The sequence below is a fragment of the Streptomyces sp. WAC04114 genome, assembly GCF_019733245.1.
GTDB classification, from domain to species: domain Bacteria; phylum Actinomycetota; class Actinomycetes; order Streptomycetales; family Streptomycetaceae; genus Streptomyces; species Streptomyces massasporeus_A.
The window spans coordinates 22820-35221 of record NZ_JAIGQA010000068.1 but is presented as its reverse complement, the minus strand read 5'-3'; the positions used below and the strand labels follow the sequence as shown (position 1 = coordinate 35221).

The following is a 12402-nucleotide window of genomic DNA, read 5'->3' as shown; positions in this document are numbered from 1 at the left end:
GGTCGCCTGTGTGTCGGCGGGCGTGGCCGGGCCGTTCGGCTCCGGTGCCGGGGTGGGCTCTTCAGGGGTGAAGGGGCGCTCGTCCGTGGGCTGTTCGTCGGCGGGGGTCGGCTCGCCGGCCCGGGCCGCAGGCCCCGCGTGGCGCTCGGCCGACTCGTCGTTGCCGGACCGCGGCCGCCCGCGCCCGCCGCTCTCGTCCACCGGTTTCCCCTCGATCGAAGCGTCTCCCGCGCCTGCCGGTCGGGAGGTCTCGAGTCGATGGTATGCGTCCGTCGCGGTGCGTTCCGCCTCGGCACCCCTGTGTTTCCCGTACGTCGACTTCCTCTCCCGGCTTCCCCCGCGGAACACGGCTGGGTCACTGTCAGTGGTGAGCCGTATGGTCTGGGGCATGGAGACGAGCACCGAGGGCGCGCCGCGGCCCGACAGCGGCCGGGCCGCGGCGGAGGAACCGCCGGTCCCGGCCGGGCCCGCGGAGACGGCAATGGAGACGGCGGCGGACGCGCAGACGGCGGCGGAGGCGGCGGCCGAGACCGCCGCCGTGAGCGACCTCGTGACCGGGAGCACCGCCATAGCGCCCGCCTCGCTGTCCCCCTCGCGTGCGAGTGACTTCATGCAGTGCCCGTTGCTCTACCGCTTCCGGGTCATCGACCGGCTGCCGGAGAAGCCGAGCGAGGCGGCGACCAGGGGCACGCTGGTGCACGCGGTCCTGGAGCGGCTCTTCGACGCCCCGGCCGCCGAGCGCACACCGCCGCGGGCGAAGTCGCTGATCCCCGGCCAGTGGGACCGGCTGCGCGAGACCCGGCCCGAGGTCGTGGAGCTGTTCGCCGACGATCCTGAGGGCGAGCGGCTGGCGCGCTGGCTGGGCGAGGCCGAGCAGCTCGTCGAGCGCTGGTTCACCCTGGAGGACCCCAGCCGTCTGGAGCCGGCCGAGCGGGAGCTGTTCGTCGAGACGGAGCTGGAGTCCGGGCTGCGGCTGCGCGGCATCATCGACCGGGTCGATGTGGCTCCCACGGGCGAGGTCCGGATCGTCGACTACAAGACGGGCAAGGCGCCCCGGCCCGAGTACTCCGAGGGCGCCCTGTTCCAGATGAAGTTCTACGCCCTGGTGGTGTGGCGGCTGAAGAACGTGATCCCCAGGCGGCTCCAGCTGGTCTACCTCGGCAGCGGCCAGGTGTTGACGTACGACCCGGTCCTCGCCGACCTGGAGCGGGTCGAGCGCAAGCTGCTGGCGCTGTGGGAGGCGATCCGGCTGGCCACCGAGACGGGTGACTGGCGGCCGCGCCCCACGAAGCTGTGCGGCTGGTGCGACCACCAGGCCCACTGCCCGGAGTTCGGCGGCACTCCCCCGCCCTATCCGCTGCCGGTCCGCGCGGCGGAGCTGCCGGTGCAGCCGGCGCCGGGTGAGGGCGGCTGAGTCGGGCGGGCCCGCGCAGGGCAGAATGGGGCCGGACTAGCGAAGGAGACTTACGTGGCCATCCGCGTCCTACTGGTCGACGACCAGCCGCTGCTCCGTACCGGCTTCCGGATGATCCTGGAGGCCGAGCAGGACATCGCGGTCGTCGGGGAGGCCGGTGACGGACTGCAGGCACTCGACCAGGTGCGTGCGCTTCAGCCCGATGTGGTTCTGATGGACATCCGCATGCCGCGGATGGACGGTGTGGAGGCGACCCGGCAGATCACCGGCCCCGGGCGGGACGGCCCGGCGAAGGTGCTGGTGCTGACGACCTTCGACCTCGACGAGTACGTGGTGGAGGCGCTGCGCGCCGGCGCCAGCGGCTTCCTGCTGAAGGACGCCCCGGCCAACGAGCTGGTGCAGGCGATCCGGGTCGTGGCCTCGGGCGAGGCGATGCTCGCGCCGAGCATCACGCGCCGGCTGCTCGACAAGTACGCCACGCATCTGCCTTCCGGTGAGGAGCCGGTGCCGGACACGCTGCACACGCTCACCGACCGCGAGGTCGAGGTGCTGAAGCTGGTGGCGCGCGGGCTGTCCAACGCGGAGATCGCCGCCGACCTGTTCGTCAGCGAGACCACCGTCAAGACGCACGTCGGGCATGTGCTGACCAAGCTGGGCCTGCGCGACCGCGTCCAGGCGGCGGTGTACGCGTACGAGAGTGGGCTGGTGCGCCCCGGCGCGCAGTAGCGGCCGCGAGCCGACATGCGTGAGGGCGCCCCCCGCCGAGCGGGGGGCGCCCTCTTCACGTCGGTGCGTCAGGCGTCCTTGCTGAGCTCCCAGAAGCGGAAGACCGTCGACGCGTCGAGGCAGTACTCCAGGCCGTAGACGCCGTCGCGGACGACCGCGTACTGCTTGGCCTGCCACACCGGCAGGACGGGGAGTTCGTCGGCGACGATGTCCTGCAGCTCCCCGAACTCCTTGTCCGTGGCGGCCCGGTTGGTGAGGGCGGCGGTGCGCGGGATGAGCGAACCGGTGATCGTGCCGTTGTCGTAGTTGTTGCTCAGCACGTTGCCCTTGCCGAAGAAGGGGGCCGTGAAGTTGTCGGCGTCCGGGTAGTCCGGCACCCAGCCCTTCACGTAGACGCCGTACTTGCCGGCGGCGATGTCCTTCTCGTACTGGCCGAAGGAGACGGACTTGACGTCGGCGTCGAACAGGCCGCTGGCGTTGAGCTGGCCGGCGATGGCGTTCAGCTCCTGGTCGGTCGCGGGGCCGTAGCGGGAGGGGGTCGACCAGAGGGTCAGCTTCACCTTGCCGGTGATGCCGTCCTCGCGCAGCGCGGCCTGGGCCTTCGCCTTGGACGGGCGGGCGCCGTAGGTGTCGAAGAAGGCCGTGTTGTGGCCCGCGATACCGGCCGGGATGATCGAGTACAGCGGGGTGGCGGTGCCCTGGTAGACGTCCTTGATGAGGGCTTCGCGGTCGAGCAGGTGGGCGATGGCCTTGCGGACGCCGAGTTTGCCGGCGACCGGGTCGTCCATGTTGAACACCAGGTGCTGGACTTCGGCGCTGCTGCCCTCGACGACCTCGACGCCGGTGCCGTCGTCGGCCTTCTCGGTGTCGGCGATGTCGCCCGCGGTGAGACCGCGGTAGGCGATGTCGACGTCCCCGTTCTGGATGGCCTGCTTCAGGGCCGTCTGGTCGCCGTCGAAGAACTTGAGCGTCACGCCGGTGTTGTTCACCTCGGCGGTGCCCTTGTAGTTCTCGTTGACGGAGAAGACCGCCTGGCCGTCGTCGAACGAGTCGAGCTGGTAGGGGCCGGAGCCGACCGCCTCGCCGTCCTTGCGGAGCCCGTCCGCGTCGTACTCGCCGTGGTGGACGATGGAGCCGGCGCCGGAGGCGATCTTGCTCGGGAAGGTGGCGTCGGCCGTGTTGAGGCGGAAGACGACCGTCTTGTCGTCCGGCGTCTCGACCTTGTCCAGCATGGGGAACATGATCGCGGGCCCGTCGGGGTCGTTGATCTTCAGCATGCGGTCGAAGGAGAACTTGACGTCCTCGGAGGTGAGCGCGTCACCGTTGCTGAACTTGAGGCCGTCCTTGAGCGTGCACTTGTAGACCGTGGTCTGCGTGTCCGTGAACGCGCAGCTCTCCGCGGCCTCCGGCTGCGGTTCCGTGGCGCCCTTGGGGAAACTCAGCAGGGACTGGAAGACGTTGTTGAACAACAGCCAGGAGCCGGGGTCGTAGCCGGAGGCCGGGTCCGTGGCCAGGACGTCGTCGGACATCCCCACCACCACGTTGGAGCCGTCCCCCGCGGAATCTCCACTCTCCGTGCCACAGCCGGTCAGCAGTCCGGAGGCGAGGCCAGCCACGATGGGCAGGACCGGCCACTGGTTGCGTATCTTCACGTGTGTGCCTTGTCGTCGGTTCTCGAGAACTCCCGGAGCATGTCTCTGGCTCCGGGGCACGGCTCCCCAGGGGCCGCGGTCACAGGCCCCGGGGATCCAGCGGGTGCGTCAGCCGCTCACGCCCCGCCCGAGCTCCCACAGCTGGAGCGTCGAGGCGGAGTTGAGCGCGTAGGCGGTACCCGTGACGTCGTCGCGAGCGGCGACGTACTGCTTGCCCTGCCACAGCGGCAGCACCGGCACGTCGCCGGCGACGATGTCCTGAATGTCCGTCAGGCTTGAGGAGGCGGACAGCCGGTCCGCCTCACGGCGGGATTCCGGGATCAGGGTGTTGCGGATCCGGCTGTTGCCGTACGGCGAGCCGAGGGTGTTGTCCGCGTCGAGGAACGGCGCGAGGAAGTTGTCGGCGTCCGGGAAGTCCGGGAACCAGCCCATGCCGTAGACGTCGTACTCGCCCTTCTTCTCGGCCGGGCGGAACGTGTCCCAGGGGGTGCCCTTGATGTCCACGTCGAACAGGCCGCTGGAGTTCAGCTGCTCGCGCAGGACCTCGAACTCCTTCTTGGTGGCCGGGCCGTAGTGGTCGGTGGTGTAGTGCAGCGTCAGCTTCACGGGCGTGGTGATGTTCGCCTGGTTGAGGAGGGAACGGGCCTTGCTGACGTTCGGCTCGCCGTACTTGTTGAAGAACGAGTTGGAGTGGCCGGTGACGCTGGCCGGGACCAGCGAGTACAGCGGCTCGGCCTGGGAGCCGTAGACCTTGGAGATCAGTGCGCTGCGGTTGACGATCTGGGCCATGGCCTGGCGCACGGCCTTGGACTTCACCGTCGGGGCGTCGGTGTTGAAGCCCAGGTAGCGGATCTCGAGGCCCGGCATCTCGACGAGGTCGACGTCGGTGTCCGCGTCGCCGGAGAGCTTGCGGATCTGATCCGGCGACATGGCGCGGGCCATCAGGTCGATGTCGCCCTTGTCCAGCGCCTCGCCCATGGCGTCGGCGTCCTTGAAGGAGACCATGTCGACCTTGTCGTTGTTCACCTTGATGGTCCCCTTGTACTCGGGGTTCTTGGTGAACTCGGCCTTGACCAGCTCGCCGTCCTCGACGTCGGCCTTGAGGGTGTACGGGCCGGAGCCCTCCAGGTCGAAGCCGTCGCGCAGCTTGTTCTTCGGGTAGTCCTCGGGGTCGACGATGCCGGCGACCGGGGTCGACAGTTTGTACGGGAACGTCGCGTCGGCGGTCTTCAGGTGGAAGATGACCTCGCGGTCGCCCTGCGTCTCGACGGTGTCGATGGTGGACAGCAGCGCGAACACGCCGCTGTCGGCCTTGAGGGACCGGGCGCGGTCGATGGAGTACTTCACGTCGGCCGCCGTGACAGCGTTGCCGTTGGAGAACGTCAGGCCGTCGCGCAGCGTGCAGGCGTAGCGCTCGTTGCCGGTGTCGGTGAAGCCGCACCGCTCGGCGGCCTCCGGTACGGGCTCGCCCTCGCCGCGCGGCTGGATCATCAGGGTCTGCACGGTCTGGCGCAGGATGTTCCAGGTGCCGACGTCGTAGGCGTAGGCGGGGTCGAGGGGCGCGGGGGCGTCCTTCGAGGCGGTGAACCGGTCCGTGGTGCCGACGACGATCGCGCCGCTGTCGCCGCTCCCGCTGTCGGACCCGCCGCAGGCGGCGAGCACCGGCGCGAGCAGGCCGATCACGGCCGGCAGCACCAAAGTCTTGCGGTTCATGCTCGAGTTTCTCCAGAGCTGTCGACTCCGTGTACCCGGCATGCAGGGGTGGCGCAGCGGATCACGGGGGTGGGGCGAGGTTCTCGCGACGAGATTAGTCGGGGCCGGCAGGAGGGTTCGCAGCCACCGGAGTTGAGCACCCATCACGCTGCGGAACCGGACGTGGACAGACCGAAGGCCCGACAGTGGAAGCTTTGGTACAGCGTTCCATCAATCGGGACACAAGGGCACGCCCAGGGCCCTCCGGAGGGGGTGTGCAGCACACGCCGGATCGACTGTCGAGCCCGGACCGCGTGGGGAACGTCACACGCGTAAACGGGTTCGAGGGTACGGGAATTCGATCGTCCGTGGGGGTTCGAATTCGCCTCGGAAATTGCGCCCTAACACCGCTGCACGCTGGGTGAACGCCTAGCGCATTTCCGTCATCAGCCCGTGCAGAAATGTCAGGTCGACCTCTTCGAGGGAGGTCACGACCGTGCGGCGCAGGGCCGGGGCGATGGGGGCCACGGAGGGCACGGCCACGACATGGCAGCCTGCGGCCTCGGCGGCGGCGACCCCTGTCGCGGTGTCCTCGATGACGGCGCACCGGGCCGGGTCCGCGCCGAGCCCGGAGGCTGCGGTCAGGTACGGGTCGGGGTGCGGCTTGGTGCGCGGCACCTCGTCGCCGGCCACCGTCAGGCTGAAGTGGTGGGCGCCGAGCGAGGTCAGCACCCGGTCGATGATGCGCCGGTGGGAGGCGGAGACGAGGGCGGTGGGGATCTCGTACTCGTACAGCTCGGCGAGCAGCCGTCCGGCGCCCGGCATGAGCGGCAGGGCGCGGTCGATGCGGGCCTCGAAGCCGTTGTTCAGGAGCACGGTGAGCTCGTCGAGGGGGATGTCGGCGCCGGTGGCCTCGATGAGGAAGCCCGCGCTGCGGGTCATGGGACCGCCGACCACGACGTGCCGCCAGGAGTCGTCGAGCGTGTGGCCGAGGGAGGCGAAGACCTCTACCTCGACGTCCCACCAGAAGCCCTCGGTGTCCACCAGGGTGCCGTCCATGTCGAGGAGCACGGCCTGGAGGGCCGATCCTTCGGCTGTGCGTGTTCCGAGCGCGGGGACCGTACTGGTCATCCACGTACCTCCTTGAGGGACGTTCAGGCCGGCTCCCACGAGGGGAACCGGCCTGCGGTGGACCGACCAGTCTACGTCGTGCGCGCTCGAAGCGCCTCTTTTGGCCCGTGTGCCCGGTGAGAGGCACAGCGGGCGCTGAGGCTCAGCGGGCGTTGAAGTACTTCGCCTCCGGGTGGTGGATCACGATCGCGTCCGTGGACTGCTCGGGGTGCAGCTGGAACTCCTCGGACAGCTCGACGCCGATGCGCCCCGGTTCGAGCAGGTCGGCGATCTTGGCCCGGTCCTCCAGGTTGGGGCAGGCGCCGTAGCCGAGGGAGAAGCGGGCGCCCCGGTACTTCAGCTCGAACATGCCCTGCATCTCGTCGGGGTCCTCGCCGGCGAAGCCCAGCTCGGAGCGCACGCGCGCGTGCCAGTACTCGGCGAGTGCCTCGGCCAACTGCACGGACAGGCCGTGCAGTTCGAGGTAGTCGCGGTAGGCGTTGGCCTCGAAGAGCCGCGCGGTCTCCTCGCCGATGCGCGAGCCGACGGTGACGACCTGGAGGCCGACGACGTCGGTCTCGCCGGACTCCTCCGGGCGGAAGAAGTCGGCCAGGCACAGGCGGCGGCCGCGGCGCTGGCGGGGGAAGGTGAAGCGGGTGCGTTCGTTGCCCTGCTCGTCCAGGATGATCAGGTCGTCGTCCTTGGAGACGCACGGGAAGTAGCCGTAGACCACGGCCGCCTCCAGCATGTTCTCCGTCTGGAGCCGGTCCAGCAGGCCGCGCAGCCGGGGCCGGCCCTCGCTCTCGACGAGTTCCTCGTAGGAGGGGCCCTCGCCGGTGCGGGCCTGCTTCAGACCCCACTGGCCCTTGAAGAGGGCGTCCTCGTCGAGCCAGCTCGCGTACTCCTTGAGCTGGATGCCCTTGATCACGCGGGTGCCGCGGAAGGGGGGTTCGGGGACGGGGTTGTCGGTGGCGACGTCGGAGCGGACGTGCCCCTCCTCGGGACGCTCCTCGGTGGCGGCCGGGGCCGCGGCCCTGACCCGGCGCTGCTTGAGCTCGGGGAGCTTCGCGCCGGGCACGCCGCGCTTGACACCGATCAGGGCGTCCATCAGGCGCAGGCCCTCGAAGGCGTCGCGGGCGTAGCGGACCTCGCCCTCGTAGATCTCGTGCAGGTCCTGCTCGACGTAGGCGCGGGTGAGGGCGGCGCCGCCGAGGATGACCGGGTAGCCGGAGGCCAGGCCGCGCTGGTTGAGCTCCTCCAGGTTCTCCTTCATGATCACGGTGGACTTGACCAGGAGACCGGACATGCCGATGACGTCGGCCTTGTGCTCCTCGGCGGCTTCCAGGATCGCGGAGACCGGCTGCTTGATGCCGAGGTTGACGACGTTGTAGCCGTTGTTGGACAGGATGATGTCGACGAGGTTCTTGCCGATGTCGTGCACGTCGCCGCGCACGGTGGCGAGGACGATGGTGCCCTTGCCGGCCTCGTCGGTCTTCTCCATGTGGGGTTCGAGGTGGGCGACGGCCGTCTTCATGACCTCGGCGGACTGCAGGACGAACGGCAGCTGCATCTGGCCGGAGCCGAACAGTTCGCCGACGACCTTCATGCCGTCCAGCAGGGTCTCGTTGACGATGTCGAGCGCGGGCCGCTCCCGGAGAGCCTCGTCGAGGTCCGCCTCGAGGCCGTTCTTCTCGCCGTCGATGATGCGCCGCTTCAGACGCTCGTCCAGCGGCAGGGCGGCCAGTTCCTCGGCCTTGCCGGCCTTGAGTGACTTGGCGGTGGCGCCCTCGAAGAGCTCCATGAGCTTCTGCAGCGGGTCGTAGCCCTCGGCGCGGCGGTCGTGGATGAGGTCCAGGGCGGTCTGGACCTCCTCCTCGCTGAAGCGGGCGATCGGCAGGATCTTCGACGCGTGCACGATCGCCGAGTCCAGGCCCGCCTTGACGCACTCGTCGAGGAAGACGGAGTTCAGCAGGATGCGGGCGGCCGGGTTGAGGCCGAAGGAGATGTTGGACAGGCCGAGCGTGGTCTGCACCTTCGGGTGGCGCCGCTTGAGCTCGCGGATGCCCTCGATGGTGGCGATGCCGTCCCCCCGGGACTCCTCCTGGCCGGTGCAGATGGTGAAGGTCAGGCAGTCGACGAGGATGTCCTCCTCGTGGATGCCCCAGTTGCCGGTCAGGTCATCGATGAGCCGTTCGGCGATCTCGACCTTCTTCTCGGCGGTGCGGGCCTGGCCCTCCTCGTCGATGGTGAGCGCGATGAGGGCGGCGCCGTGCTCCTGGGCGAGGGCCGTGACCTTGGCGAAGCGGGACTCGGGGCCGTCGCCGTCCTCGTAGTTCACCGAGTTGATCACCGCGCGGCCGCCGAGCTTCTCCAGGCCGGCCCGGATGACGTCGACCTCGGTGGAGTCCAGCACGATCGGCAGGGTGGAGGCGGTGGCGAAGCGGCCGGCCAGCTCCTCCATGTCGGCGACGCCGTCGCGGCCGACGTAGTCCACGCACAGGTCGAGCATGTGCGCGCCCTCGCGGATCTGGTCGCGGGCCATCTCCACGCAGTCGTCCCAGCGGCCCTCCAGCATGGCTTCGCGGAACTTCTTCGAACCGTTGGCGTTGGTGCGCTCGCCGATGGCCAGGTAGGAGGTGTCCTGCCGGAACGGCACGGACTGGTAGAGGGAGGCCGCGCCCGGCTCGGGCTGCGGGGCGCGCTCGGTCGGGGCGGTGTCCCGGACGCGCTCGACCAGCTGCCGCAGGTGTTCCGGGGTGGTGCCGCAGCAGCCTCCGACGAGGGAGAGGCCGTAGTCGCGGACGAAGGTGCCCTGCGCCTCGGCCAGCTCGGGCGCGGTCAGCGGGTAGTGGGCGCCGTCCTTGGTCAGCACCGGCAGGCCCGCGTTGGGCATGCAGGACAGCGGGATGCGCGAGTGCCGGGACAGGAAGCGCAGGTGCTCGCTCATCTCGGCCGGGCCCGTGGCGCAGTTCAGGCCGATCATGTCGATGCCGAGCGGCTCCAGCGCGGTCAGGGCCGCGCCGATCTCGGAGCCGAGCAGCATGGTCCCGGTCGTCTCGACGGTGACGGAGACGATCAGCGGTACGGACTGGCCGGTGGCCTCCATGGCCCGGCGGGCGGCGATGACGGACGCCTTGGTCTGGAGCAGGTCCTGGGTGGTCTCCACGAGCAGCGCGTCGGCGCCGCCGGCGAGCAGGCCCTCGGCGTTCTGCTGGTAGGCGTCCCGGATGGCGCCGAAGGTGGTGTGGCCGAGGGTGGGCAGCTTGGTGCCGGGTCCCATCGAGCCGAGCACCCAGCGCTGCTGCCCGGTGCTGCGGGTGAACTCGTCGGCCACCTCGCGCGCGATCCGGGCACCGGCCTCGGACAGCTCGGTGACGCGTTCGGGGATGTCGTACTCGCCGAGGGCGGTGAGGTTGGCGCCGAAGGTGTTGGTCTCCACGCAGTCCACACCCACATCGAAGTAGGCGGAATGGACCGAACGGACGATGTCCGGGCGCGTCAGGTTGAGGATCTCGTTGCAACCCTCGAGATTCTCGAAGTCATCGAGCGTGGGGTCCTGCGCCTGGAGCATGGTGCCCATCGCTCCGTCTGCCACGACCACACGGGTGGCCAGGGCTTCTCGGAGCGCGGACACACGGGTCCGGCTGTCTGCGGAAGGGGTCGGCGGCAACGAGGCCATGAAAAGGGCTCCCTCGGATGCGACGGCTGTCGGCTTTGCGGCTTCCCGGACAGCCGGAGGGCATCCGGGATGGGCGCACCGCGCCAGCGTAACCGGGAGTGGGCTTGGATGGGCAGCACGTCCACGGGGCGGACTCCGGTGGCGCCGGATCGGCCGCCGGGACGGCGTATCGGCCACCGGTGGCTCAAAAATGGCGACCTGCCATTAGCGGGAGGTCGACCACGACCGGTAGTGTTCGACATTGCCGAACGACGGCTGTGGTGCCGCTTGTCGGCGGTCGAAGGGGACGGAGGCAGTACGGCGATGGCACGGAACATCCAGTCGCTCGAGCGGGCGGCCGCGATGCTGCGGCTGCTCGCGGGCGGCGAGCGGCGGCTCGGCCTGTCGGACATCGCCTCGTCGCTGGGCCTGGCCAAAGGCACCGCCCACGGCATCCTGCGCACCCTCCAGCAGGAGGGCTTCGTGGAGCAGGACGACGTCTCCGGGCGCTACCAGCTGGGCGCCGAGCTGCTGCGCCTGGGCACCACCTACCTCGATGTGCACGAGTTGCGTGCGCGCGCCCTGGTGTGGACCGACGACCTGGCCCGTTCCAGCGGCGAGAGCGTCTACCTGGGCGTCCTGCACCAGCAGGGCGTGCTGATCGTGCACCACGTCTTCCGGCCCGACGACAGCCGGCAGGTGCTGGAGATCGGCGCCATGCAGCCACTGCACTCCACGGCCCTGGGCAAGGTGCTGTCCGCCTACGACCCGGTGGCGCACAGCGAGGCGCTGGAGGCCGACCGCAAGGCGTTCACCGACCGTACCGTGTGCGAGCCGGAGGACTTCGAGCACATCCTCGACGTCACCCGCGCGCGGGGGTACGCGGCGGACGTGGAGGAGACCTGGGAGGGCGTGGCCTCCCTCGCCGCCCCCATCCACGACCGGCGGCGCATGCCGGTCGGTTCGGTCGGCATCACCGGCGCCGTGGAACGGCTGTGCCGGGACGGCGAGCTGCGGCCGGAGCTGGTCGCGGCGGTGCGGGACTGCGCCCGCGCGGTCTCCCGGGACCTGGGCGCCGGGCGGTTCTGACAGCACACGAGCGGACCGGGGCGCCGTAGGGCGTTCCGGTCCTCGGCATGCCCGCGCTCACCTGCGGCGAAGATCCCTGGGACCGCAGCGATCAGTAACGATCGTATTTTCGACAACACAGCTCTTGACGTGCTCGTAACGCCGAAGCAAGACTCCCGTCCATCGGTCGACATTGTCGAACAGCTACCGGCAATACGCGCTAGAGTGACAACGCCAGGCCGGTATCGAACTTCCCTGGACGTAAGACAAAGGAGTCGCGGGTGTCCAGCTCCGACATCTTCATCGGCGAGACCATCGGTACCGCCATACTCATCCTCCTCGGCGGCGGCGTCTGTGCCGCCGTCACGCTGAAGGCCTCCAAGGCTCGTAACGCCGGCTGGCTCGCCATCACCTTCGGGTGGGGCTTCGCGGTGCTCACGGCGGTCTACACCTCGGCGCCGCTGTCCGGCGCCCATCTGAACCCGGCCGTGACGCTGGCCATCGCCATCAAGGACGGCGACTGGAAGAACGTCCCGGTCTACTTCGCCGGACAGATCCTCGGCGCCATGATCGGTGCCGCTCTGGTCTGGGTCGCTTACTACGGTCAGTTCCACGCGCACCTCACCGACCGCGAGATCGTCGGCGGCCCGGGTGCTCAGGACACCGCGGTCAAGGCCGTCGAGGCCCAGGAGAAGGGCGCCGGCCCCGTGCTGGGCGTCTTCTCCACCGGCCCCGAGGTCCGTGTCGCCTGGCAGAACATCGCCACGGAGGTCATCGGCACCATCGTGCTGGTGCTGGCCGTGCTCACCCAGGGCCTGAACGACAAGGGCAACGGCCTGGGCAACCTGGGCGCCCTGATCACCGCGCTCGTCGTGGTCTCCATCGGTCTGTCCCTCGGCGGCCCGACGGGGTACGCGATCAACCCGGCCCGCGACCTCGGTCCGCGCATCGTGCACGCCCTGCTGCCGCTCCCCAACAAGGGTGGCTCCGACTGGGGCTACGCCTGGGTCCCCGTGGTGGGTCCGCTGATCGGCGGCGCCATCGCGGCAGGCATCTACAACGTCGCATTCGCCTAGGAGCGA

Annotated in this window: 8 protein-coding genes and 1 pseudogene; 4 read left to right on the top strand and 5 right to left on the bottom strand. The window is 69.8% G+C overall.

The window, feature by feature from the left end; all coding sequences use genetic code 11:
- Positions 1 to 201: pseudogene (locus K4G64_RS19430) on the bottom strand (peptidase); the annotation flags it as partial.
- 187 nt (positions 202 to 388) lie between these two features.
- Here K4G64_RS19430 and K4G64_RS19425 point away from each other — a divergent pair.
- Together K4G64_RS19425 and K4G64_RS19420 are read left to right on the top strand one after the other, a co-directional pair.
- A complete protein-coding gene (locus K4G64_RS19425) occupies positions 389 to 1414 on the top strand; it encodes a RecB family exonuclease (protein ID WP_308122424.1) in 1026 nt (341 codons plus the stop codon).
- Positions 1415 to 1468: 54 nt separating this feature from the next.
- On the top strand, positions 1469 to 2140 hold the full coding sequence (locus K4G64_RS19420) for a response regulator transcription factor (RefSeq protein ID WP_097215673.1): 672 nt from the start codon (positions 1469 to 1471) through the stop codon (positions 2138 to 2140).
- A gap of 68 nt (positions 2141 to 2208) precedes the next feature.
- Here the strand turns inward: K4G64_RS19420 and K4G64_RS19415 are convergent, their stop codons facing one another.
- The 4 genes from K4G64_RS19415 to metH form a co-directional block, all read right to left on the bottom strand.
- A complete protein-coding gene (locus K4G64_RS19415) occupies positions 2209 to 3792 on the bottom strand; it encodes an ABC transporter substrate-binding protein (protein ID WP_221757288.1) in 1584 nt (527 codons plus the stop codon).
- A gap of 108 nt (positions 3793 to 3900) precedes the next feature.
- A complete protein-coding gene (locus tag K4G64_RS19410; RefSeq protein WP_221757287.1) occupies positions 3901 to 5505 on the bottom strand; it encodes an ABC transporter substrate-binding protein in 1605 nt (534 codons plus the stop codon).
- 408 nt (positions 5506 to 5913) lie between these two features.
- Complete coding sequence (locus K4G64_RS19405; protein ID WP_221757286.1) at positions 5914 to 6615, bottom strand: HAD family phosphatase; 702 nt, start codon at positions 6613 to 6615, stop codon at positions 5914 to 5916.
- A 142-nt stretch (positions 6616 to 6757) separates the two neighbouring features.
- The gene (gene metH, locus K4G64_RS19400; protein ID WP_221757285.1) at positions 6758 to 10273 is read right to left on the bottom strand and encodes a methionine synthase; all 3516 of its coding nucleotides are present in this window, start codon (positions 10271 to 10273) and stop codon (positions 6758 to 6760) included.
- 303 nt (positions 10274 to 10576) lie between these two features.
- Here metH and K4G64_RS19395 point away from each other — a divergent pair, with 303 nt between their 5' ends.
- Together K4G64_RS19395 and K4G64_RS19390 are read left to right on the top strand one after the other, a co-directional pair.
- Positions 10577 to 11341 (top strand): IclR family transcriptional regulator, encoded by a 765-nt coding sequence (locus K4G64_RS19395; RefSeq protein WP_221757284.1) that lies wholly within the window; start codon positions 10577 to 10579, stop codon positions 11339 to 11341.
- Positions 11342 to 11601: 260 nt separating this feature from the next.
- Positions 11602 to 12396: an MIP/aquaporin family protein gene (locus K4G64_RS19390; protein WP_221757283.1), complete on the top strand. Its 795-nt coding sequence runs from the start codon at positions 11602 to 11604 to the stop codon at positions 12394 to 12396.
- The last annotated feature ends 6 nt before the right edge of the window (positions 12397 to 12402 follow it).

Coding starts and splice junctions, on each gene's coding strand:
- metH (WP_221757285.1), bottom strand. CDS start 10,273: ATGGCCTCGTTGCCGCCGACCCCTTCCGCAGACAGCCGGACCCGTGTG.
- K4G64_RS19405 (WP_221757286.1), bottom strand. CDS start 6,615: ATGACCAGTACGGTCCCCGCGCTCGGAACACGCACAGCCGAAGGATCG.
- K4G64_RS19410 (WP_221757287.1), bottom strand. CDS start 5,505: ATGAACCGCAAGACTTTGGTGCTGCCGGCCGTGATCGGCCTGCTCGCG.
- K4G64_RS19425 (WP_308122424.1), top strand. CDS start 389: ATGGAGACGAGCACCGAGGGCGCGCCGCGGCCCGACAGCGGCCGGGCC.
- K4G64_RS19395 (WP_221757284.1), top strand. CDS start 10,577: ATGGCACGGAACATCCAGTCGCTCGAGCGGGCGGCCGCGATGCTGCGG.